Source organism: Sphingomonas sp. CV7422 (assembly GCF_027945725.1).
Taxonomy (GTDB): Bacteria; Pseudomonadota; Alphaproteobacteria; order Sphingomonadales; family Sphingomonadaceae; genus Sphingomonas; species Sphingomonas kyungheensis.
This window is the reverse complement of record NZ_CP115900.1, coordinates 559,125-582,453: the sequence shown is the minus strand read 5'-3', so window position 1 is coordinate 582,453 and position 23,329 is coordinate 559,125. Positions and strand designations below refer to the sequence as shown.

The 23,329-nt window shown below is 70.9% G+C and carries 21 protein-coding genes and 1 riboswitch; of the genes, 7 read left to right on the top strand and 14 right to left on the bottom strand.

Annotation, left to right across the window (positions count from 1 at the left end; all coding sequences use genetic code 11):
• Positions 1-7: 7 nt before the first annotated feature.
• From PBN85_RS02785 to PBN85_RS02730, 12 genes are read right to left on the bottom strand one after another with little or no spacing between them, the layout of a single operon-like run.
• Complete coding sequence (locus tag PBN85_RS02785) at positions 8-1,912, bottom strand: CocE/NonD family hydrolase (protein WP_271300090.1); 1,905 nt, start codon at positions 1,910-1,912, stop codon at positions 8-10.
• A gap of 30 nt (positions 1,913-1,942) precedes the next feature.
• Positions 1,943-2,518, bottom strand: coding sequence for a histidine phosphatase family protein (locus tag PBN85_RS02780; RefSeq protein WP_271300089.1), 576 nt, complete (start codon positions 2,516-2,518; stop codon positions 1,943-1,945).
• A complete protein-coding gene (locus tag PBN85_RS02775; protein ID WP_271300088.1) occupies positions 2,515-3,279 on the bottom strand; it encodes an adenosylcobinamide-GDP ribazoletransferase in 765 nt (254 codons plus the stop codon). The genes PBN85_RS02780 and PBN85_RS02775 overlap by 4 nt, the downstream gene beginning before the upstream one ends.
• Positions 3,276-4,292, bottom strand: coding sequence for a nicotinate-nucleotide--dimethylbenzimidazole phosphoribosyltransferase (gene cobT / locus PBN85_RS02770; RefSeq protein ID WP_271300087.1), 1,017 nt, complete (start codon positions 4,290-4,292; stop codon positions 3,276-3,278). The genes PBN85_RS02775 and cobT overlap by 4 nt, the downstream gene beginning before the upstream one ends.
• Positions 4,289-5,746, bottom strand: coding sequence for a cobyric acid synthase (locus PBN85_RS02765; RefSeq protein WP_271300086.1), 1,458 nt, complete (start codon positions 5,744-5,746; stop codon positions 4,289-4,291). The genes cobT and PBN85_RS02765 overlap by 4 nt, the downstream gene beginning before the upstream one ends.
• Positions 5,734-6,651, bottom strand: coding sequence for an adenosylcobinamide-phosphate synthase CbiB (cbiB, locus tag PBN85_RS02760; RefSeq protein ID WP_271300085.1), 918 nt, complete (start codon positions 6,649-6,651; stop codon positions 5,734-5,736). Before cbiB ends, PBN85_RS02765 begins: the two co-directional genes overlap by 13 nt.
• Complete coding sequence (locus tag PBN85_RS02755) at positions 6,648-7,418, bottom strand: ABC transporter ATP-binding protein (RefSeq protein ID WP_271300084.1); 771 nt, start codon at positions 7,416-7,418, stop codon at positions 6,648-6,650. The genes cbiB and PBN85_RS02755 overlap by 4 nt, the downstream gene beginning before the upstream one ends.
• A complete protein-coding gene (locus PBN85_RS02750; RefSeq protein ID WP_271300083.1) occupies positions 7,415-8,377 on the bottom strand; it encodes a FecCD family ABC transporter permease in 963 nt (320 codons plus the stop codon). The genes PBN85_RS02755 and PBN85_RS02750 overlap by 4 nt, the downstream gene beginning before the upstream one ends.
• Complete coding sequence (locus PBN85_RS02745; protein ID WP_271300082.1) at positions 8,374-9,183, bottom strand: ABC transporter substrate-binding protein; 810 nt, start codon at positions 9,181-9,183, stop codon at positions 8,374-8,376. The genes PBN85_RS02750 and PBN85_RS02745 overlap by 4 nt, the downstream gene beginning before the upstream one ends.
• The gene (gene cobO, locus PBN85_RS02740; RefSeq protein WP_271300081.1) at positions 9,180-9,794 is read right to left on the bottom strand and encodes a cob(I)yrinic acid a,c-diamide adenosyltransferase; all 615 of its coding nucleotides are present in this window, start codon (positions 9,792-9,794) and stop codon (positions 9,180-9,182) included. The genes PBN85_RS02745 and cobO overlap by 4 nt, the downstream gene beginning before the upstream one ends.
• Positions 9,791-10,753, bottom strand: a complete 963-nt coding sequence (locus tag PBN85_RS02735) for an aminotransferase class I/II-fold pyridoxal phosphate-dependent enzyme (protein WP_271300080.1) — start codon at positions 10,751-10,753, stop codon at positions 9,791-9,793. The genes cobO and PBN85_RS02735 overlap by 4 nt, the downstream gene beginning before the upstream one ends.
• A gap of 4 nt (positions 10,754-10,757) precedes the next feature.
• Positions 10,758-12,692, bottom strand: a complete 1,935-nt coding sequence (locus PBN85_RS02730; protein ID WP_271300079.1) for a TonB-dependent receptor plug domain-containing protein — start codon at positions 12,690-12,692, stop codon at positions 10,758-10,760.
• A gap of 127 nt (positions 12,693-12,819) precedes the next feature.
• Positions 12,820-13,022, bottom strand: a riboswitch (cobalamin riboswitch).
• 28 nt (positions 13,023-13,050) lie between these two features.
• On the opposite strand from PBN85_RS02730, the gene cobU reads away from it, so the two are divergent.
• Complete coding sequence (cobU, locus tag PBN85_RS02725) at positions 13,051-13,596, top strand: bifunctional adenosylcobinamide kinase/adenosylcobinamide-phosphate guanylyltransferase (RefSeq protein WP_051583308.1); 546 nt, start codon at positions 13,051-13,053, stop codon at positions 13,594-13,596.
• Positions 13,597-13,706: 110 nt separating this feature from the next.
• Positions 13,707-16,307, top strand: a complete 2,601-nt coding sequence (locus PBN85_RS02720; RefSeq protein WP_271300078.1) for a TonB-dependent receptor — start codon at positions 13,707-13,709, stop codon at positions 16,305-16,307.
• On the opposite strand, the gene PBN85_RS02715 is transcribed toward PBN85_RS02720, so the two are convergent.
• Both PBN85_RS02715 and PBN85_RS02710 read right to left on the bottom strand, forming a co-directional pair.
• Positions 16,277-17,644 (bottom strand): sensor histidine kinase, encoded by a 1,368-nt coding sequence (locus PBN85_RS02715; RefSeq protein WP_271300077.1) that lies wholly within the window; start codon positions 17,642-17,644, stop codon positions 16,277-16,279. The genes PBN85_RS02720 and PBN85_RS02715 overlap by 31 nt on opposite strands.
• The gene (locus tag PBN85_RS02710) at positions 17,641-18,321 is read right to left on the bottom strand and encodes a response regulator transcription factor (protein ID WP_037532582.1); all 681 of its coding nucleotides are present in this window, start codon (positions 18,319-18,321) and stop codon (positions 17,641-17,643) included. The genes PBN85_RS02715 and PBN85_RS02710 overlap by 4 nt, the downstream gene beginning before the upstream one ends.
• Positions 18,322-18,450: 129 nt before the next feature.
• Here PBN85_RS02710 and PBN85_RS02705 point away from each other — a divergent pair, with 129 nt between their 5' ends.
• The 5 genes from PBN85_RS02705 to PBN85_RS02685 all read left to right on the top strand — a co-directional run bounded on the left by PBN85_RS02705 (position 18,451) and on the right by PBN85_RS02685 (position 23,285).
• A complete protein-coding gene (locus PBN85_RS02705) occupies positions 18,451-20,241 on the top strand; it encodes a PAS domain-containing sensor histidine kinase (RefSeq protein ID WP_333781842.1) in 1,791 nt (596 codons plus the stop codon).
• An 11-nt stretch (positions 20,242-20,252) separates the two neighbouring features.
• Positions 20,253-20,858 (top strand): biliverdin-producing heme oxygenase, encoded by a 606-nt coding sequence (locus PBN85_RS02700; protein ID WP_271300076.1) that lies wholly within the window; start codon positions 20,253-20,255, stop codon positions 20,856-20,858.
• A gap of 96 nt (positions 20,859-20,954) precedes the next feature.
• Positions 20,955-21,866 carry a transporter gene (locus tag PBN85_RS02695; protein WP_271300075.1) on the top strand — a complete coding sequence of 304 codons (912 nt, stop codon included), beginning with the start codon at positions 20,955-20,957 and terminating at the stop codon, positions 21,864-21,866.
• Positions 21,856-22,656 (top strand): metallophosphoesterase family protein, encoded by an 801-nt coding sequence (locus PBN85_RS02690; RefSeq protein ID WP_271300074.1) that lies wholly within the window; start codon positions 21,856-21,858, stop codon positions 22,654-22,656. The genes PBN85_RS02695 and PBN85_RS02690 overlap by 11 nt, the downstream gene beginning before the upstream one ends.
• Entirely contained in the window at positions 22,656-23,285 is a 630-nt protein-coding gene (locus PBN85_RS02685; RefSeq protein WP_271300073.1) for a hypothetical protein, read from the top strand. Before PBN85_RS02690 ends, PBN85_RS02685 begins: the two co-directional genes overlap by 1 nt.
• The last annotated feature ends 44 nt before the right edge of the window (positions 23,286-23,329 follow it).

Genomic DNA, 23,329 nt, shown 5'->3' with positions numbered 1-23,329 from the left:
GCGGCGCCTATTGCTGCGCCACCGGCACCACCGGCAGCAGCACCGCGCTCGGCGTCGCGCCGCCGCGGCGCAGCGTCACCGTCGCCTTGCGATAGTCGGCCGGCTTGGCGAAGAAGATGTTCGGCACATAGGTCTGCGGATTGCGGTCGTAGAGCGGGAAGAGGCTCGACTGGACCTGCACCATCACGCGATGCCCCGGCTGGAAGACGTGGTTCACCGTCGGCAGCCGGAAGCGATAATGCTGCACCCTGTTGGCCGGAATCGCGCTCGGATGCGCGAAGCTGTCGCGGTAGCGGCCGCGGAAGATGTCGAGGCTGATCGGCAGCTGGTATCCGCCCATCTTCGGATCGGTGGCATTCTCCGCCGGATAGACGTCGATCACCTTGACGACGAAATCGCCGTCGGTGCCGGTCGTCGCGGCATAGAGATCGGCGATCGGCGCGCCGGAGACGCGCATCGCCTCGGTCAGCACCGGCGTCGAATAGGTCATCACGTCGGTCCGCCCGTCCGAGCCGCGCTGGTCGCTGACCAGCCAGTCGCCCCAGCGGCCGTCCTTGAAATTGACCGGGCGCGGCAGGTGCGGCACCGGCTTGGCGGGATCGGAGACATAGCTGTCGCCGCCCGCCGCGCCCTTGGCGAAGCCGAGGCCGCCGTCCGCCTGCAAATAGATCGGCTTGAGCGGCGCGGCGCAGCCCGTCTCGCAGGCGAGCGGCCATTGCGCCAGCCGATCCCAGTGGTTCTCGCCGGTATTGTAGATCGCCGCCTGCGGCAGATTGGCGGGCGGGCCGTCCTTCAGATACTGGTCGAACAACGGCAGCACCATCTGCTCGCGGAATTGCGCGGCGGTGTCGCCGTCCCACTGGAACGGCCCGAGGCTGCGGCCCTCGCGATTGACCTGGCTGTGCCGCCACGGCCCCATCACCAGATAATTGTTGCCCGCCTTGCCCTTCGCCTTCAGCGCTTCCCAGGCGGTGATCGCGCCGTACATATCCTCCTGATCCCACAGACCCTGTTCCCAGATCGTCGGGACGTTGGAGGGGTTGGCGGCAAGCAGCTTGTCGAGCGCCTGACCCTGCCAGAAGGAATCATAGGCCGGATGCTGCGACATCCGCGTCCAATAGGGCAATTGGTCGTAGCCCGACTTCTTCGCCCAGTCGCCCGCCGAGCCGACCTCGCGGAAATTGTCGTAATCGTCCCAACCGCCGGTCGGCGGCACCGTGCCGCCGCCCTTGTAGCCGGTCTGCCCGCCGAGCCAGGCGATATTGGCGAGGCGGAAAGCGCCGTAATGGAACCAGTCGTCGCCCATCCAGCCGTCGATCATCGGGCTTTCCGGCGCGGCGACCTTGAGCGCGGGGTGCGGCGCGAGCAGCGCCATCACCACGGTGAAGCCTTCGTAGGATGATCCGATCATGCCGACGCGGCCGTTCGACTGCGGCAGGTTCGCCTTGTTCACCAGCCAGTCGATCGTGTCATAGGCGTCGGTGACGTGATCCACCTTGGTCGGGTTGAGCGGCCCGATCACCGGCCGCGTCACGACGTAATCGCCCTCCGACCCGTATTTGCCGCGAATGTCCTGATAGACGCGGATATAGCCGCCCTTCACGAAGATCTCGTCGGCGAGCGGCAGCGTCGCCAGCATCGACGCGCTGTCGCTGCGGTTGGCGCGCGCCTTGGCATTGTACGGCGTGCGGGTCAGCACGATGGGCGCGTTGGTTGCGCCCTTGGGGATGACGATTACCGTGTAGAGCTTGGTCCCGTCGCGCATCGGGATCATCACTTCGCGCTTGATATAATCGTTGGCGGTGTCGACCAGCTTGAAATGCGCGGGGATGTCCCCCGCCGGCTGCTGCTGCGCCTGGACGCCGATCGGCAGCAGGGCGAGCGTGGACAACAGCAGGACGGATGCGCGCATGTGGATCTCCGACAGAAGGGATGACCTATGCTAGCGCCTGCCGCCGCCGCTGCAAGCGTCGCGCGGCAGGCGCAGGATCGCGCCGCACGCCGGCACCGCCTCGATCATCCGTTCGAGCGGCCGCCCGGCGACATGGGTGCCGATCGCCGCGATCGGGCCGCCATGCGTCACCACCAGCACCCGCCCGCCCTGCGGCAGCGCGTCCCACGCCGCGAGCGCGCGCCGCGACAGCTCGCCACCGGTCTCGCCGCCGCCGGGGCGGAAGCCGTGCGGATCGGTCATCATCCGGTCCATCAGATCGCCCGTCTCCCGCCAGATCGCATCCCACGACCGACCTTCCCAGCTGCCGAAATCGCGTTCTACCCAGCGCGGATCGGCGATCGTCGCTCCGCCGCCGCGCCGCGCCACCCAGCCGGCGAGTCGCCGGGTGCGGATCGCGCCCGAATGGACGATGGCATCGAACGTCTCGACCGCCAGCTCCGCCGCCAGCCGCCGGGCGAGCGCGGCGCCGGCGCGGCTCCATCCCATGTCGGAGCGGCCGTAGCAGCGCCCCGCCCAATGCTGCGCCACCGGCGGATGGCGGACGAGCAGCACCTCGCCGCTCATCGCGCCGCGACGCCGAGCAGCAGCGCGAGTTGGCCGATCGCGACCGCGAAGCCGAGGCCGTCGCCGGTGCTGCCGCCGATCCGCCGCCGCAGGAGGCGGGCGAGCGCGGGCAGCAGCACCAGCGCGACCGCGGCCTGGATCGCCACCGCCGCCGGCATCAGCCAGGCAAGCGGCGCGACGCCGGGCACGCTCGCCAGCAGCGCGAGCAGCGCCCGCCGCGGCGGCACCCCGCCGGTCCGCGCCGCCGTCCCCGCGCCGACCGGCGGCAGGATCGCGGCGAGCAGCACCGCCCATAGCCGCCCCAGTGTCGCCGCCGCGACGATCGCCGCCACCGCCAGCGCCGGCGGCAGGGCGACGATCGCGGCGCAGCGCAGCGCGACGGTCAGGCCGAGCCCGAGCGCCCCATAGCTGCCGATCCGGCTGTCGCGCAGGATGCGGAGCGCCTCTTCACCGCGGGCATGGCCGCCGAACGCGTCGCAGAAATCGGCGACCGCATCCTCGTGCAGCGCGCCGGTCAGCAGTGCTTCGACGACGAGCGCGAGCAGCGCCGCGATCACCGGCGGCCACAGCATCGCGCTCGCCGTGAACACCGTGGCGGTGACCAGTCCGATCGCCGCGCCGATCAACGGCAGCCACGCCATCGCCCGCGCGAAGCCGTCCGCCGCCGCCGCCGCACTCAGCCGCGCCAGCCCCGGCACCGGCAGGCGGGTGAGGAACTGCACCGCGAGCAGCGGCGGCGCCCAGGCCGGCGCGCGGCTCAATCGGCGCGCTCGGCGCCGATCGCGTCGAGCCGCGCGACATCGGCGAGCAGCGCCGCCGCGGCGTCGACCAGCGGCAGCGCGACCAGTGCGCCGCTCCCTTCGCCGAGCCGCATCCCCCAGTCGAGCATCGGCGTCAGGCCAAGCTGCGCGAGCGCTGCGCCATGGCCCGGCTCGACCGAGAGGTGACCGGCGATCATCGCCCGCTCGCTGCCCGGCGCGAGATGCGCGGCGACCAGCGCCGCCGCGGTGGCGACATATCCGTCGAGCAGCAGCGTCGCGCCGCGCGCCGCACCCTCGGCGAAGAAGCCCGCCATCGCCGCAATCTCATAGCCTGCCACCGATGCGATCGCGGCGCGGTCGTCGTGGCCGAGCAACGGTGTCGCCCGCGCCACCGCCGCGGTCACGACACAGGCCTTGGTCACGACGATCGCGGCATCGGCGCCGGCGCCGGCACCGACCGCCTCGACCGGCGACAGGCCGGTCAGCAAGGTGGTCAGCGCCGCGGCGGGGGTGGTGTTGCCGATCCCCATCTCGCCCGCGATCAGCAGCGCCGCGCCGTCCGCCACCGCGGCCTGCGCCTCCTCGACGCCGACGCGCCACGCCGCGTCGAACTGCGCCGCCGTCATCGCCGCGTCATGCGCGAGACTGACCGTCCCGTCAGCGACGCGCGCATCGCGGAAGAAGGGCGGCGGCGCGACCGGCCTGGCGCTCGCCACGCCGACGTCGACCAGCCGCAGGTCGCACCCGTGCGCCGCGGCGAGCGCGCTGCTCGTCGCGCGGCCGGCGAGGATCGTCGCCACCATCATGCCCGTCACCGCCGAGGGCCAGGCGGAGACGCCGTCGGCGACGCAGCCGTGATCGCCGGCGAACAGCACGATCCGCCGCGGCCGGGTGCGCGGATCGAGCCGTTGCTGAGTCAGCGCGAGCGATACGGCGATATCCTCCAGCCGGCCGAGGCTGCGACGCGGCTTGGCGAGCGCGTCGAGATGGGCGCGAACATCGTCTTCGGTCATCGGGCGGTCCTTGCCAAAATGATCAGGGCGTCGATTGCCATCGACCGTTCCAATGTAGCGGCAATTCGATCGAGCGCCGCGTCGATCGCCTCGCGCCGGTCGAGCCCGTCCGAAGAGACGCCGAGCGGTGCGAGCAGGTGCGCGCGCGCCTCGGCGCGGTCGAAAAGGCCGTGGACGTAGCAGCCGGCGATCCGCCCGTCGGCGACCACCGCACCGTCGTCCGCCCCGTCGGCGAAGCGCAGCAGCGGCGCGGTGCCGGCAGCGACGCGGGTCACCCCGGCGTGGATCTCATAGCCGGCGAAGGCCGCGCCGCCGTCTGCGAACCGTCCCGCGACCGGCCGGACGCGCTTGTCCGCATCGATCACCGTATCGACCGGCAGCAGGCCGAGCCCGGCGACCGTCTCCGCCGGCCCCTCGATACCGAGCGGGTCGGCGATCGTCCGGCCGAGCATCTGATAGCCGCCGCAAATCCCCAGCACGCGCCCGCCGCGGCGGACATGCGCGGCAAGATCGACGTCCCACCCCTGCGCGCGCAGGAAGGCGAGGTCGGCGATCGTCGCCTTGCTGCCCGGCAGCACGACCAAAGCGGCATCGCCCGGCAGCGGCGTGCCCGGCGGTATCATCCGCAGATCGATCCCCGCTTCGTGCGCGAGCGCATCACAATCGTCGAAATTGGCGATGCGCGACAGCATCGGCACCGCCACCGTGACGCCGCCGCCCGCCGCGCCGCGGCCGAGCGCCACCGCATCCTCCGCCGGCAACAGCGCCGCCTCCGCCAGCCACGGCACGAGGCCGAGGCTCGGCCAGCCGGTGCGGTCCGCGATCGCGGCGAGGCCGTCGTCGAACAGCGTCGGGTCGCCGCGGAATTTGTTGACGAGGAAGCCGTGGATCATCGCCGCATCGTCGGGATCGATCACCGCCTGCGTGCCGACCAGCGAAGCGATCACTCCGCCGCGGTCGATATCGCCGACCAGCACCACCGGCACCCCGGCGGCGCGGGCGAAGCCCATATTGGCGATGTCGTTGCGGCGCAGGTTGATCTCGGCAGGCGATCCCGCGCCCTCGACGACGACGATATCGGCTTGCGCGGCGAGCCGGCGGTAGGCGGCGCAGACGTCACCAAGCAGATCGGGCTTGCGCCGCCAATAGTCGCCCGCGGCAAGCGTCCCCTGCGAGCGGCCGGCGACGACGAGCTGCGACGTCCGGTCGCTCTGCGGCTTGAGCAGCACCGGGTTCATGTCGACGCTGGGGGCGACGCGCGCGGCGATCGCCTGCAACGCCTGCGCGCGGCCGATCTCGCCGCCGTCGGCGGTGACCGCGGCGTTGTTCGACATGTTCTGCGGCTTGAACGGGCGGACGGTCAGGCCGCGATTGGCGAGCGCCCGGCACAGGCCGGCGACGAGCACCGACTTGCCGACGTCGGAGCCGGTGCCCTGCAGCATCACCGCCGCCATGCCAGCCCTCCGATCAGCATCCAGAACAGCAGGCAGGCCATGCCGTAGATGCGCAGCGCGCGCGTCAGATCGGCGGCATCGGGCGCGCGCCCCTGCCCCAGCCAAGTGCGCGCCGCCGGCTCGCCGTCATAGCTGACCGGCCCGCCGAGCCGCCGGCCGAGCGCCCCCGCCATCGCCGCTTCGGGCCAGCCGCCGTTGGGCGAGGCGTGATGCCGCGCATCCCGTGCCATCGTCCGCCAGCCGCCGCCGCCGGCAACGCCGATCAGCACGCCCGCCAGCCGCGCCGGCAGCCAGTTGACGGCGTCGTCGGCGCGCGCCGCCGCCCAGCCGAAGGCGGCGTGACGCGGCGTGCGGTGGCCGATCATCGAATCGGCGGTGTTGATCGCCTTGGCGGCGAACAGGCCGGGCAGGCCGAGCAGCAGGAACCAGCAGGCCGGCGCGATCACCGCATCGCAGAAGCTCTCCGCAAGGCTCTCGATCGCCGCGACCGCGACGCCCGCCTCGTCGAGGCCGTCCGTATCGCGCCCGACGATCATCGCCACCGCCCGGCGCGCCGCGACCAGATCGCCCGCGGCGAGCGGCGCGCGGACCGCCGCGACATGATCGTAGAGGCTGCGCTGCGCCAGCCCCGTCGTCCCGACCGCCACGACGAGGAGCAGGCCCCAGCCCCCGACACCATCCGCCAGCCGCTCGATCGCCGTGCCGATCAGCGCCGACAGGCCGACCAGCAGCGCGACCAGCGCGACCCCGGCGATCCGCCGCCGCCCCGCCCCGCCGCGGTTCCAGCGTCGCTCGACAAAGTCGATCAGCGCGCCTGCCGCCATCACCGGATGCGGCCAGCGCGCCGGATAGCCGCACACCGCCTCGACGATCAGCATCGCGAGCAGCGCCGGCGCATGCGTCACCGGGCGATCGGCAGGATGAAGCGCTGCCCCGCGGGGGTGATGCCGATCTCGACCGCGACGCCGAACGCCTGTTCGAGCAGCGGCGCGGTCAGCACCGCCTCCGCTGCGCCCGCCGCGACGACGCGGCCGTGGCGAAGCAGCACCGCATCGTCGGCGATCCGCGCGGCAAGGTGGAGATCGTGCAGCACCAGGATCACACCGCTGCCCGCATCGGCGACGCTGCGCAGGCGCGCCAGCACGTCGAGCTGGTGGGCGGGGTCGAGGCTGGCGAGCGGTTCGTCGGCGAGCAGCCAGTCGGGTTCGCCGGCGAGCACGCGGGCGAGCAGCGCGCGGCCGCGTTCGCCGCCCGACAGCCGCTCGACGCCGCGCCGCGCGAAGCCGGTCATGTCGGTCGCGGCGAGCGCCCGCGACACCGCGGCGCGATCCGCCTCGGTCTCGCCCCAGCGGCCGCGATGCGGCAGCCGGCCGAGCCCGACCAGCGTCTCGACGTCAATGTCCCAATGCACGTCCGCCGCCTGCGGCAGCAGGCCGATCGCGCGCGCGCGCACCCGCCGGTCGACCGCCTGCACCGCGACGCCGTCGAGCCGCGCCGCGCCCTGGTCGGGCGCGCGCAGCGCGGCGAGGCAGGCGAGCAGGCTGCTCTTGCCCGCCCCGTTGGCGCCGAGCAGCACCGTCACCCGCCCGCGCCGGAACGCATGGCTGACGGCGTCGAGCACGCGCGTCGCGCCGAGCGTCAGGCCGATTCCGTCGGCGATCAATCCGCTCATGCCAGCCTCCGCCGCATGCCGATGAGCAGGTAGAGGAAGAACGGCCCGCCGAGCATCGACATGGCGATGCCGAGCCGCAACTCGCTCACCGTCGGCAGGATGCGCACCAGCGCATCGGCAAGCGTCAGCAGCAGCGCGCCACCGAGCGCGGCGGGCAGCAGCGTCGCCGACGGGCGATGGCCGGCGAACGGCCGCACCATATGGGGGACGATCAGCCCGACGAAACCAATCTGCCCCGCCGCCGCCACCGACGCGCCGACGGTCAGCGCGACGCCGGCGATGACGATGCGCTGCAACCGCACCGGATCGACCCCCATCGACCGCGCCGCCTGTTCGCCGAGCGTCAGCGCGTCGAGCGCGCGCCCGGTGGTGAACAACAGGCCTGCGCCGAGCGCGATCAGCGGCGCGGCGATCCTGACGTCGTCCCAGCTGCGGTCGGTCAGTGCGCCGAGCAGCCAGGTGACGATCTGCGACGAGACGAACGGCGTCGGCGCGAGGCTGATCGCAAGGCTGGTCAGCGAGCCGAAGATGCTGGTCAGGATCATGCCGGCGAGCGTGAACAGGATCAGGCTGCCCGAGCGCCCCGCGATCACCGCGAGCAGCGCCATCGTCAGCCCGGCGCCGATCAGCGCGAATCCGGGCAGCAGCCACAATTGCGCGGCATAGCCGAAGAAGAGCGCCAGCACCGCGCCGAACGCCGCGCCGGTCGACACGCCGAACAGCCCCGGATCGGCGAGCGGGTTGCGCAGATAGCCCTGCATCACCGCCCCCGACAGGCCGAGCGCCGCGCCGACGAGCAGCGCGAGCACGGTGCGCGGCAGGCGCAGCTGGACGATGATGATCGATCGCGGATCGGCGGCGGTCCAGGCGTCCCACGGCACCCACACCTTGCCCGCCGCGACCGACAGCGCCGCGACGCACAGCAGCGCGACGATCAGACCGATGTTGAGCCGCGTCATGCCCCCACTCCCTGCCGCACCTCTCGCAGCCGCGCCATCGCGGCGATGATCGTCGGGCCGCCGCAATTCATCAGCCACGTCGGATAGGGCGCGACGGTGATCCGCCGCGCCAGTCGCCGCACCGCCGGATGCGAGGTCATGCGGTCGTCGCCGACATCCGCCGCGGCGGTCGACAGCAGCACGCGCGGCGGCCGGGCGACGAGATATTCGAGCGGCAGCACGTCCCATTTCTTGAGGCCATAGACCGCGCTCATGTCGCGAAAGCCGGCACGGCGCAGCAGGTCGGCGGGCAAGGTCCCGGTGCCCGGCACCAGCCCGCCCGATTGCCAGATCAGCGCCGGCACCGGCGTCACCGCCGCCGGCCGCGCCGCCGCCGCGATCCGGCCCGCCAGCGCCTCGCCGCGCGCGGCATGGCCGACGACGCGCGCGATGTCGCGCACCTGCGCCTCGCTCTCCTCGACCGTGTCGGGCACCGGATATTGGACGATGCGGATCTTCATCCGGGTCAGCGCGGCGATCGTCGCCGGCGCGACATGCGCGCCGGTGAGCACCAGATCGGGAGCCAGCGCCACCACCTCCTCCGCCGTCCCCGACGTCGCCGTGAAGCGCCGCGCCTGCGCGAGCGGGATCGAGGTCGCGCGCGGATCCTGCGAATAATGGCTGATCCCGGCGATCTGGCGCGGATCGGCGACCTGCATCAGCACCGCGTCGACGCACGGATTGATCGAGACGATCCGCGGCGCGCGCGGCAGCGTCGCCGAGGCGAGCGGCACCACCGCCGCAACGAGGGCGAGCCGACGGATCAATATTCGACGCCCTTCTGCGCCTTGAACCCGGCATTGTACGGGTGGCGGACCTCGGTGAAGTCGGTGACCAGATCGGCGATTGCCAGCAATTCGGGGCGGGCATGCCGCCCGGTGATGCAGATATGCTTGGTCAGCGGGCGGTCTTTGAGAAAGTCGACCACCGGCGCGATGCCGAGCGTGCCGTCGCGCAGCACGATGTTGAGTTCGTCGAGGATGACGAAGTCGACGTCCGGATCGAGGATCATCGCCTTCGACCGCTCCCACGCCGCCTCCGCCGCGGCGATGTCGCGCGCGCGATCCTGCGTGTCCCAGGTGAAGCCCTCGCCCATCACCTCGAAGGTGGCGAGATCGGGATGCGCCTCGAAGAAGTTGCGCTCGCCGGTCTCCCACTTGCCCTTCACATATTGCAGGATGGCGACCTTCATCCCCCAGCCGATGCTGCGGATCGCCATGCCGAAGGCGGAGGACGACTTGCCCTTGCCGTTGCCGGTGTGGACGATCAGCAGCCCGCGTTCGAGCGTGCGGCGCGCCTGCATCTTGGCGCGGGCGGCGGCGACCCGCTCCATCCGCGCATTGTGCCGGGCGTGGTCGTCGGGCGGCGGGACGGTCATCGGCGAAACTCCTCGAAGGCGGCGGCGAGGCGCGCCGCGGCGGCAGGCGGCGGCAGGCCGATGCGCAACCGGTCGGCGCGATCGGCGAAGGGACGGGTCAGGATAGCATGATCGGCGAGCGTCGCGAACAGCGCCGCCGCATCGTCGCAGGCGATCAGCCGGAACAGCGGCGCCCGGCCGACGCAGGCCAGCCCCGCCGCGGCGAGCAGCGCATCGAGCGCCGCGCCCGCCGCGACGATGCGCTGCTGCTGCGCCTGCTGCCAGGCGCGGTCACGATAGGCGGCGGTACCGATCGCGATCCCCGCCGACGATACCGGCCAGTCGCCGAGCATCGCGCGGAGCGCCGCCGCGACGCGATCGCCGGCGATCACGAAGCCGAGCCGCACGCCGGGCAGACCGTAGAATTTGCCGAACGACCGCAACACGATCAGCCGGTCCGACGCACGCGGCGCGAGGTCGGGCGCGGGATCGGCATAGGCCTCGTCGACGACCAATGTCATCGCCGCGGCGAGCCGCTCCGCCGTCGCGGCATCGAGCAGGCGGCCATCGGGATTGGCGGGGCTGGCCAGCACGAACAAATCGTGGTCACCCGGTTCGTCCGCGACCGGCTCGGCATCGGGCCAGGCGGCGCGATGCCCGGCATAGCCCGGCGTGCGCACCGCCGGCCGCTCCGCGGCGAGGATCGGGGCGAGCAGCCGCATCGCCAGATCGCTGCCCGGCACCGCGACCACCCGCGCCGGATCGGCGACGCCGAACGCCGCCGCCGCCGCTGCCTCCAGCGCGGTGATCGCCGCCGGCTCGGGCAGCCGCTCGAGCCCGAGCGGCCCCGTCACCGGCCAGCTCCACGGCGCGATGCCGGTCGACAGGTCGATCCAGTCGTCGCCGCCGAAGCGCGCACGCGCCGCCGCCACCCGCCCGCCGTGCGCGGTGAATTCGGCAAAAGCGGCGACGTCGCGCATCGGTTCAATAGGTCAGGCGGATGCCGCCGAACGCGGCGCGGCCCGGCTGACCATATTGGTAGATGGTCTGGTAGCGCTCGTCGAACAGGTTCTCGATCCGGCCATAGACTTCGAGATGCGCGAACACCGGGAAGGCGGCGCGCACGTCGGTGAGGACATAGCCGTCGAGCCGCCGGGTGTTGGCGGCATTGTCGAAACTGTCGCCGACCGCGGTGACCGTCGCGCCGGTGGTCAGGCCGAACGGCCAGCGATAGTCGGCGTTGACCGTGACGCTGTTGTCGGGCCGGCGGGCGAGCGCCCGGCCGAAATTGGCGGTGCCCGTCGAGCGGTTGGTCGCGTCGAGATAGGTATAGGCGGCGCTGAAGGTCAGCGCCTCGACCGGGCGCAGCGTCAGCGCGAACTCGACGCCCTGCGCCCGGCTGCGCGCGACATTGTCATAGGTCCCGAACGGCCGGTCGACGCAGATGCCGGTCAGCGGTTCGGCGCAGGAGACGAAGTTGATCAGGTCGAAGGAGGTGCGCCGGAAATAGGTCGCGCTCGCCTCGATCGCGCCGTCGAGCGCCTTCTGCGTCACGCCCGCGTCCCAGCCGCGCGATCGTTCCGGCCGGAGCGCGGCGTTGCCGTATTCGCTTTGCAGCTGGTACAGGGTCGGTGCCTTGAAGCCTTCCGAATAGCTGGCGCGGAAGGCGGTCTTGCCGTCGTTGGGCGACCAGACACCGCTGCCCGATACCGTCGTCGCGCCGCCGAAGATATTGTGATCGTCGTGGCGGATGCCGCCGGTCGCGGTCAGTCCGGCGATCGGCGTCACCGCCAGCTGGCCATAGACGCTGAAGATGCGCGCCCGGCCCACCGTCGGCGTGCCGCCATAGCTCGACGTGGTGAAGCGCGACACCTCGCGCTCCGCGCCGAAGGTCGCGAACACCGCCTGGGTCAGGTCGACCGCACCCTGATATTCGATCCGGTCGTTGCGCCCCTTGCCGGCGAAGGTCTCGCGCGGATCGCCGTCGGGATCGTAATTGTGGCGGTTGCTGTCGGTGTGCGCATAGCCGAGGCGGTTGCGGAAGCGGCCGTCGAACAAGGCGGCATTGAGCCCGCCATAGCCGGTCCAGCGCTCGCTGGTGCCATATTCGCGCGTATCGCCGAAGCTGTAGGTCGGCGGCGGGAAACCGTCGATGTCGGTACGGCCGTTCGAGTAGAAACCGCGCAGGTCGACCGAGACGTTCGGCGCGAGCGCGATGCCGAGGCTGCCGTTGGCGGCATAGTTGCGATAGCCGTCGCGCTCCGTGCCGGGCGCATAGGCCGAGATGCCGTCGGTGGTGTAATAGCCGCCGCCGAGGCTCGCCGCGACCGGCCCCATCTTGCCCGACACGTTGGCGAAGCCCTGGCCGGTCCCGTGCCAGCCGCCCTCGGCGCGCGCATTGACCGACAGTTGCTCGGTCGGCTGGCGGGTGATGAGGTTGACGACGCCGCCGATCGCCTGGCTGCCCCACAGCACCGACTGCGCGCCGCGCAGCACCTCGATCCGCGCGATATTGCCGATCAGCAGCCCGCCGAAATCGAAGCCGCCGCCCGGCGACGACGGATCGTTGAGCTTGATGCCGTCGATCAGCGCCACGGTCTGGTCGCTCTCCGCGCCGCGGATGTTGACCGAGGTGGCGGTGCCGACGCCGCCGTTGCGCACCACGGTGACGCCGGGGGTCTGGCGCAGCAGGTCGGAGACGACGACTGCCTGCCGCTGCGTGATCGTCGCGGTGTCGAGCACCGTCACCGCCTGGCCGACGGTATTGGCGGGGCGGGCGGCGCGATTGGCGGTGACGATGATGTCGTCGCCCGCGGCGGCGGCACGCGCGAGGTCGCCGGTCGCCTGCGCCGATTGGGCAAGGGCAGGCGGGGTTGCCGCGAGGCACGGCAACAGGATCAGGCAGGCATAGGTCTTCACGATGGTTTCCCCCCGTTCGCAACAACGGAGGCACGCGCCGCTCATCGCCGGAACCGGTCCGTCGCGCGCCCCCAACACCGTCGTCACGCGAGGAAACCCTCGATCGCCCGGAACACCCCGTCCGCACGAAGGACAACCGCGACAGGCAGGTCTCCTGGCTTCCGGGTCGTCACCCTGCCCGGCCTTCCCGGATCGCTTCGATCCAGTGGCACGCGGGGAGCAGGACTCGCCGGTCACAGTTGCGGGGACAGCCCCGGATGACGAGCGTCACGCTCGCTTCCGGGTTCCCTTTTCATCCCATCTCTGGGAACCTGTCGTGTCGGCGCCCCTAGGCCGATGCGGAGATGAAGGCAAGATGATCGCAGCCAAGACGCTGTTCCTCGGCGGTGCGCGCTCGGGCAAGAGCCGGCTGGCGCAGGCCGCGGCGGAGCGGTCCGCCGGCCCGCTCCACTATCTCGCCACCGCCGAGGCGCATGACGACGAGATGGCAGAGCGGATCGCCCGCCACCGCGCCGATCGCGACGATCGCTGGCGGACGATCGACTGCCCGGTCGCGCTGCCGCAGGCGATCGCCGCCATCCACGAGGGCGCGATCCTGGTCGATTGCCTCACCTTGTGGCTGAGCAACGTCATGCTCGGCGGGCATGACCTCGCCGCGCAGGGCGAGGCGCTCTGCGCCGCGCTCGCCGCGACCCGCCGGCCGGTGTTCGTGGTCAGCAACGAGGTCGGGCTCGGCATCGTCCCCGACCACCCGCTCGGCCGCGCCTTCCGCGACGCCGCCGGGCGGCTGCACCAGCAGGTCGCGGCGGTGATGCACGACGTCTATTTCGTCGTCGCCGGCAGGGTGTTGCCGTTGCAGCCCTTTCCGCACGACACGGCAGCGCCCGGCGATCTCGCTAAATGAACGCAAGATGAAACTACCATTCTGACGGCGTCACCGAACAGTCACGGAGACTACGCAGGACAGCCCTAACGGCCCGGATCATCCAACAAACGAGATCAGGGGGACGTCGCATGTCCAAGGTTACCCACGCCCGTACCTATCTGCTGACCGGGGCCGCATTGCTGGCGCTCGGCGGCGCCGCACCCGCGCTGGCGCAGACGCAGTCGACCACCGCGGGCGATCCCGCCGCGGCGCCCAGCGTCGTCGCCGATCCCGATCCGGACACCGGCGGCGGCCAGTTGCAGGACATCGTCGTCACCGCGACGCGGCGCGAGACCAATTTGCAGAAGACGCCGATCTCGATCAGCGTGCTCACCACGCAGGGCCTGCAGGACCGCCACGTCCTCAGCCTGTTCAACCTCGCCGACGGCACCATTCCGTCGCTGCGCGTCGCGACCTTCGAAGCGCGCCAGTCGGCGCTGACCATCGGTATCCGCGGCATCGTCCCCTACGACCAAAACCAGACCGCCCGCGACGGCGGCGTCGGCGTCTATATCGACGGCGTCGCGCTGGGTAAGACGCAGGGCCTCAACGCGGCGCTGTTCGACATCGAGCGGATCGAGGTGCTGAAGGGCCCGCAGGGCACGCTGTTCGGCCGCAACACCGAAGGCGGCGCGCTGTCGCTCGTCTCCAAGGCGCCGACCGGCCAGTTCGGTGGCCGCGTCACCGGCGGCGTCGGCAATTACGGCAGTTACGATACCGACGCGCACCTCGACCTGCCGTCCTTCGCCAATATCGCGCTGAAGCTGGACGGCGTCATCCAGCACCAGGACCCGACCGTGAAGGATCCGCTCACCGGTTCGACCGGCTGGAACTATTACGATCGCAAGGGCGGCCGCATCGCCGCGCGCTGGAAGCCGGTCGACGGCCTCACCGCCGACTTCGCCTATGATTATGCGAAGGACGAGAACACGCCGCAGTACAGCCAGCTGATCAGCTACAATCCCAACAACTATACCGTCGGCGCGTACAACGGCCTGTCGCTGGTCCTGCCGGGCACGACCACCCCGTGCGGCGGCACCATTGCTGCGGGCAACACCAAGCCCGTCTGCATCGCGCCCAAGGCGCCGCTGGTCGGCGTCCACCCCGATCGCCAGACGGTCGCCGACGTCGGCGTGCCGCAGCAGCCCAGCGTCGACATCACGCACGGCGTCTCGTCCAACCTGCGCTACAGCGTCGCCCCGGCGGTCGAGCTGCGCTCGATCACCGCATGGCGCGGCGTCAGCACCGACCAGTGGGACAATTCGGGTGGTCCGGAGCGTCAGACGTTCACGCCGAGCTCGGCGTTCAGCCGCTACAGCCTGTCGTTCCTGCGCCAGCACCAGTTCAGCCAGGAATTGCAGGCGGTCGGCAGCGTGCCGCAGCTCGATTACGTCGTCGGTGCGTATTATTACACCGAACATGCGACCGAATATGCCGCGACGCCGCTCAGCAACCTGTGGAACACCAACGGCACGGCCTATACCATCCGCAGCCCGATCCCCGGCAATGCCAATGCGATCAGCAGCAGCAATTCGGGCTATCAGCAGTATGATCCGTCGTGCAACAACACGCTTGCGACGACGGTGCCGCAATTCGCCAACAGCTGCCAGTTCATCACCCGCGCCAGCCAGGCGAGCGATCACAATTACTCGCTGTTCGGCAATCTGACCTTCACGCCGGCGGCGCTCGACGACGTGCTGCACGTCACGCTCGGCGGTCGCTGGACCAAGGACAAGCGCCACGGCACGCTCTACGTTGTCAACAACCGCGCCGACCTGGCCACCCCGGGCACGGTGTCGCCGTTCGGGTTCCGCAACAGCATCAGCCGCTTCGACCCGATGGTCAACGTCGCGTTCGATGCGACGCCGGACGTCCACCTCTACGCCAAATATGCCACCGGCTTCCGCGCCGGCGGCGCCAACGACCGCTCGCTCGCGTTCAACGCCTTCGGTCCGGAAGCGGTCAAGTCGTATGAGATCGGCTCCAAGATGGACTTCTGGAACCACAAGGCGCGCCTGAACCTGGCGGGCTACATCATGAACCGGTCGGGCACGCAGTTCGACTTCGACTATTACGACACCAACGGCTCGAGCCCGACGCTGGGCACTCACATCGAACAGACGATCAACGCCGGCAAGAGCAAGATCCGCGGCATCGAGGCCGACCTGACCGTGGCACCAGTCGATGGCCTGACGCTGACGGGCTCCTACGCCTATACCTATTGGAAGGCACCGTCGGCGGTGAACCCGCTGACCCCGGGTGCCCCGGCGCAGCAGCTCTACATCGTCTACACGCCGCGCAACGCCGCGTCGGGCGCGATCGACTATAAGGTGCCGGTCGGCAACGGCGACGCCACCGTCCGCTTCCACCTCGACGGCAATTACGCGAGCAGCCAGTACAGCTTCCAGCTCGAACCGACCAAGACCGACGCCAGCTTCATCATGAACGGCCGCCTGTCGCTCGCCGACATCGCGGTGTCGGATCACAACAAGGTCACGTTCGCCTTCTGGGTGCGCAACCTGCTCGACACGACCTACATCTACCGTCGTTCGTCGGCCAATTCGTCGCCGGTGTACAATTACGGCGCCAACGGCCAGCTCGTCTCGACCAACTATGGCGGCATCCTCGGCGATTATGCCAACTTCAACCCGCCGCGCACCTACGGTCTCGAAGCGACCGTCCGCTTCTGATCGTCCGCATCGCGCGGAAAGGCGAGCCCGAGCACCAGCCCGGGCTCGCCATCCGCGAGGTGCAATTCGCCGCCGTGCAGCCGCATGATCGCGGCGATCAGCGGCAGGCCCAGGCCGTGGCCGGGCCGCTGGCGGCTCGCTTCGAGCCGGCCGAACCGCCGCAGCGCCAGCGCGCGCTGCTCCGCCGGTATCCCCGGCCCATCGTCGGCGATCCGCACCACGGCGCGATCGCCGACGATCGCGATTCCCATCACGATCCGAGACCCGGCCGGCGTGTGCCGCAGCGCGTTTTCGACGCCGTTGATCAGCGCCTGTTCGATCAGCCGCGCATCGCCGACGATCCAGGCCGGCCGCGCGGCATCGACGACCAGGTGATGGCCGCTCTCCTCCGCCACCGGCGCGAGCGTCTCGCCGATCTCGCCGATCAGCATCGTCAGGTCGGTGGCGGCGAAGCCGGCGGTGCGCCGTCCCGTCTCGATCTCCGCGATCCGCAGCATCGCCGCCACCATCGCGAGCAGCGAATCGCATTCGCCGATCGCCTGGTCGATCGCCACCGCCGTCTCCGGCACGGCGCCCGCCGCGATCGTCGTCAGCCGGCTGCGCAGCCGCGCGAGCGGCGTCCGCAGGTCGTGCGCGACGTCGTTCGAGACGTTGCGCAGCCCCGCCATCAGCTCGGCGATGCGATCGAGCATCCGGTTGAACGCCTGCGCCTGCGAATCGAACTCGTCCTGCGCCCCCGTCACCGGCACCCGCCGCTGCATGTCGCCGGCGATGATCGCCTCCACCGTCCGCCGCGTCGCCGCGAAGCGCCGCGCGATCGTCCGGCCGAAGACGATCAGCCCGCCCAGCACGACGACGAGGATCAGCCCGTAGCCGAACAGATAGATGCGCAGCCTCACGCCGCCATAGCCGTCGAACGGTTCGGTTTCGGCGATGGTGGTCAGCGTCAGCCCGTCGCCGACCCGGCGGGTGAAGGCGCGCCCCGCGGTCAGCCCCTGGATCCGGTCGAGCCGCCGCACGTCGCTGTAGCCGGGCGCGAACCGCCGGGTCAGCGTGACGTTGCCGCCGAGCCGCCGCCCCGCCGCATCGGTCAGCTGGAAACCGATATCGCCGGTATCGCGCCGCCCGGCGAGCGCATCGATCCGCGCGAGCAGCACCGGTGCGCCGTCCCGCGCGCCGTCGGCGGCGACGAGCGCGCTGACGTTCTCGATCCGGCGATCGACCAGATCGGTGATCGTGCCGATCGTCAGCCGATAGGTCGCATAACCGGTCCCCGCCGTCGCGACGAGGAAGGCGGCGAGGAAGCCGACCGTCAGCGACCGCAGGCCGGGCTTCATCCGCGCAGCATATAGCCGATGCCGCGCAGCGTCTGGATCGGATCGTCGTCGCCGCCCTCGGTCAGCTTGCGGCGCAACCGGCGGATATGGACGTCGACCAGATTGGTGTCGGGCATGAAGTCATAGCCCCAGACGCGCTCGATCAGCATCGCGCGGGTCAGCACCGCATCGGCGTTGCGCACCAGCTCGATCAGCAGCTTGAGTTCGAGCTTGGCGAGGTCGATCGGCCGGCCGCGGCGCCATGCCCGGAACGTCGTCGGGCTGACGACGATATCGCCCGCCTGCAACGTGTCGGCGCTCGACGCGGTCCAGCCGCGCCCGCGCAGGATCGCGGTCAGCCGTGCCTGCAGTTCCGACGCCGCGACCGGCTTGACGACATAATCGTCGGCGCCCGCCTCCAGCCCCTCGACCTTGTCCTGCGACGCCGACAGCGCGGTGAGCATGATCACCGGCAGCGTCATCCCGCCGCTGCGCAGCGTCTGCAACACCGACATGCCGTCGAGCCGCGGCATCATCCGGTCGAGGATCACCGCATCGAACGCCGCCTCGTTCATCGCGGTCAGCGCCGCGCGGCCGTCGCCGGCGACCGTCACCGTATGGCCGATGCCGCGCAGTTCGTCGGCCAGCGCCGCGGCATAAGCGGCATCGTCTTCGACCAGAAGCAGTTGGAGCGTCATGCCGCGACTAAACGCTATTCCCGCATCGATCCGTCAAGCGCTTTCACCGGGACCGGCGGACGCCGCGGTGAACTGGATTCGCCGGCGTGGCGTGGCTAAGGCGGGTGCCTTCGAAGGAAAGGCCGAAAGATCAACGACCAACGCGCCATTTCCACCTTTGGACCGCCCGATGCCTGGGCGGCGCTCGCCGCCGCCACGCATGCGATCCTGATCACCGACGCCCGTATCGAATCGCCCGGCCCGACGATCCTCTACGCCAATCCGGCGATGCAAGTGCTGAGCGGTTATGCCGACGACGAGCTGATCGGGGCGACGCCGCGGCTGCTGCAAGGCGCCGACACCGATCGCGCGGTGCTCGCCGAGATCCGCGCCGCGCTCGTCGCCGGGGCGAGCTTCAAGGGCGAAGGTGTCAATTATCGCAAGGACGGCAGCCGCTATGTCGTCGACTGGACGATCGACCCGATCCGCGACGCCGCCGGCACGATCACCGCCTGGCTGTCGGTGCAGCGCGACGTCACCGCGCAGCGGGCCGAAGCCTTGCGCGCGGCGGACCATGCGACGCGGCTCGATGCGATCTTCGCTTATGCCTCGGTCGGCCTGTCGGTGATCGGCTCCGACGGCGCCTTCCTGAGCGTCAATCAGGAGCTGTGCCGGATCCTCGGCCGCAGCGAAGCCGATCTGCTCGGCTGCACCGTCGTCGACGTCACTCATCCGGACGATCTGCCGGCCTCACGCCGCGCGCTCGCCCATGCGATCACCGCACGGCAATCCGCGGTGCTCGACAAACGCTATGTCCGCCCGAACGGTGAGCTGATCTGGGCGAACAGCACCGTCACGCCGATGGCGGACGTCCACGACCGGCCCGGTCATCTGCTCGTCGTCACCGTCGATCTCACCCAGCGGCTGTCGATCGAACGGGCGTTGCAGGAGAGCGAGACGCGCTTCCGTCAGTTCGGCGATGCCTCATCCAACGCATTGTGGGTGCGGGAGGCGACGACGCTGCGGCTCGAATATGCCAGTGCCGCCTTCGCCCCGCTCTACGGCCTGCCGCCGGGCGGCGAGGAGGCCCCGCCCTGGTCGACGTTGGTCGTCGCCGAGGATCGCGCGGTCGCATTCGAGGCGATCCGCCGCGCGACGGCGGGCGAGCAGCGCACCTGCACCTATCGCATCCGCCGCCCCGACGGCGAGTTGCGCTGGATCCACGACACCGTCTTCGCGCTGAGCAGCGGCGGCGAGCTGGTCGAGCGGATCGGCGGGATCAGCGTCGACGTCACCGATGCGATCACCAATTCGGAACGGCTCGAGATGCTCGTCGCCGAATTGCAGCATCGCACGCGCAACCTGATCAACCTCGTCCGCTCGATCGCCGATCGCACCGCGCGGTCGAGCCGCGACCTGCCCGATTTCCGCGCGCGCTTCATCGACCGGCTCGATGCGCTGGCGCGTGTCCAGAAACTGCTGTCGCGGCTGCAGGATGTCGACCGGGTGTGTTTCGACGAACTGCTGCGCGGCGAATTGTCGGTGATCGCCGGCGTCTCCGACCGGATCGTGCTCGACGGTCCCGCCGGCATCCGGCTGCGCTCGTCATCGGTGCAGATGGTCGCGATGGCGCTGCACGAGCTCGCCACCAATGCGGTCAAATATGGCGCGCTCGGCCAGCCGCAGGCGCATCTCACCGTGCGCTGGTCGCTCGTCACCGCTGCCGACGGCGCGCCGCGCCTGTCGATCGTCTGGCGCGAGTCGGCGGTGGTGATGCCCGCCGACCCTTCCGCCACCGCGCAGGGCAGCGGCCAGGGCCGCGACCTGATCGAACGCGCCCTGCCCTATCAGCTCGACGCCGAGACCCGCTTCGTGCTTGAGGCGGACGGACTGTTGTGCACGATCGAGCTGCCCGTCTCGACGACGCCCCCCTCTTCCTGACGGAGACGATGATGACCGAACCCGCCCCCGGCCGCGCCAGGCGGCTCAAGGCGCTGACCGAGGCGACGCACCAGCGGCTCGATACCACCGTATCGGGGGTCGGCAGCTTCGCGACGCGCGCGGCCTACACGCGCTTCGCCACGATGCAGTGGCTGTTCCATCGCGACATCGACGCGCTCTATACCGATCCGGCGGTACAGGCCTGGCTGCCCGATCTCGCCGAACGACGCCACCTGCCTGCGCTGCGTCAGGACCTCGCCGACCTCGACAGCGCGCTGCCCGACGGCGCGGCGCCGCTCTTCCCCGCGGCAGGGACCGTCGATCCCGCCACCGCGCTCGGCTGGCTCTATGTCGCGGAAGGATCGCGGATGGGGGCGGCGCTGCTGCGCAAGGCGGCGGCGCGGCTCGGCCTGTCCGATACGTTCGGCGCGCGCCATCTCGCCCCGGCGGCGGCGGGGCCCGCCGCCTATTGGCGCGCCTTCACCGCCGCGCTCGACGCGGTGCCGCTCGACGCGGCGGCCGAGGCGCGCGTCGTCGCCGGGGCGGAGGCAGCCTTCGCGCGGGTCCAGGCGCTCGCCGACGCAATGCTGCGCCGAGCGGAGACGCAGATCGGCTAATATCCTCCGGAACAACGCAAATTATCGATTAACCATAACCGATTCATGATACGTCTCCCGGACAGGGAGATCGATATGAGGCAGCGGGCGATACGCTTGGGCTCCGCCATCGCCGCACTCGCGGCGAGCCAGGCGGCAGCGGCGCAGGACGGACAGGCGGGCGTCACGGCGCAGCCGATCCGCTTCGACGTCGCCGCACCTCTGTCCCCGTCGAGCGGCACCTCGACCGTGTCGCCGAGCAGCGTGCCGCAGGCGATGGAGCGGATGCGCGCCGACGACACCACCGCCGACCTCTCGCTCGGCACGATCTACGCGCAGGGCAAGTTCGGCACCGGCTCGACCACCTCGATCTGGAGTTCGGCGCTCGGCGCGCGGCTGCGGGTCGGCGACTGGACGCTGTCTGCCTCGCTGCCGTGGATGCGCATCCGCAGCCGCTCGACGATCTTCACCGGGATCGATTCGACACCGATCCTCGTCGCCCCCGATACCGCGCCGGTCCGCCGCACCAACCAGGGCTTCGGCGATCTGACGCTCGGCGCGAGCTATACGATCGTCTCCGATTCGACCCCGCTCGAGGTGCAGCTCTCCGGCCGCGCCAAGATCAACACCGCGACCGCGAGCAGCCGCCTGTCGAGCGGCGAGAATGATTATGCCGCCGGCGTCGACGTCTCCTATCCGATCGGCAAGGTGACGCCGTTTGCGGCGTTCAGCTATCGCTTCCTCGGCGATACCGCGCTCTACCGGCTGCGCGACGGACCGGCGGCCTCGGCGGGCGCCTCCTATGCGCTCGACAGCAACAGCTTCCTGCTCGCCTCCTATCATTATTCGCGCGCCGCGACGCGGCTGGTCGACGATGCGCACGAGCTGTTCGCCGGCGCCTCGACGCGGCTGCGCGGCACGCCGCTGCGCGCCACCGGCTTCGCCACCGTCGGCCTGTCGCGCGGCGCGGCGGCGGCCTCGGCCGGCCTGTCGCTGTCGCTCGATCTACGGAGGCGCGATGCCCGCTGACCCCGGCCCCGACGGCGATGATGTGACCCGGGTCTATGCGATCGGCGACGTCCACGGCCGCTACGACCTGTTCCGCCGGCTGATGAACATCATCGAGCGCGACCAGGCGAGCCGCACGGCGGTGCCGACGCGGATGATCCTGCTCGGCGACATCGTCGACCGCGGTCCCGATTCGGCGAAGATGGTGCGCGGCTGCATGAACCTTACTGCCGCGACCGATCGTTTCATCGTCCTCAAGGGCAATCACGAGGAGATGATGGCGGATGCGCTCGGTGGCAGCCTGTACGCCTATCGCCAGTGGCTCAAGTTCGGCGGGCGCGAGACCTTGCTGAGCTGGGGCGTCGAGGATGCGGTGCTCGACGGCCCGCCGACGATGGACAAGCTGCGCACCGCCGCCGCGACCGTCGGCGAGGAGGCGATCCAGTGGCTCGCGCGCCTGCCGCTCTATCATCGCCACGGCGCCTATCTGTTCGTCCATGCCGGCATCCGCCCCGGCGTGTCGCTGCGCCGCCAGAAGGCGGAGGACATGCTGTGGATCACCGACGACTTCCTCGATTCGGATCGCCCGCACGGCATGATTGTCGTCCACGGCCATACCGTGTCGGAACATCGTCCGGTGGTGCGCAACAACCGGATCGGCATCGATACCGGCGCCTATCGCACCAACCAGCTGACCGCGATCGGCATCGAGGGAGACGAGCGCTGGATGCTGCACACGACGCTGCTGCCCGAACTGATGCTCACCGCGGAGGATGCCACCGACGCCCCGCCGCTGGCGCAGCACGGCTGATGTCATCCGGCTTCAACGACAAGCGGCTCGACGCGAGCATCGACGCGATCCTCGGTCTCGGCCGCGACGGGTCCCGCCCGGCGCCGCCCGCCGAAGAGGCGGATCTGCCGACCTTGCAGCGGATCAAGACGTCGCGGCGCGCCTCGACCTCGGTGGCGGTGTCGCTCGGCATCGCGGCGACCGCGGGGGTCGGCTTCGTCGTCGGTCATCACGGCAGCAGCGATGCGCCGACGCCGCCGCACCGCGTCATCGACGTGCCGGCGACCCCCGCGGCCGAACCGGAATCGCCCGCGACGACGGCGGTCGATACGGTCGCGGCGCGCGCCCGCCGACCCCGCCGCCCGCACGCCGCCGCCACCGATGCGGCGATTCCGATCATCCCGGCGACGCCGCTGCTCGCCGAGGCGCTGGCCGCGGCCGTGCGCGGGGACGATCCGCCCGCGCCGATCGCCACCGCCGCCGCCGCGCCCTCGCCTGCGCCTTCACCCGTGTCCGCACCGACCGCCCCGCCGCCCGCCCCGCCCTCACCGACGCCGTCCGCCGCCCCCGCACAGCCGGCCATGTCCGCGAGCGAAGCGCGCGCGCGCCGGGACAGCATCGACGCGATGCGCGCGCTGCGCCGGCAATGATCGCCGCTCGGCATCGGCAAACCAGCCTTTAGCGCCCCCAAGCC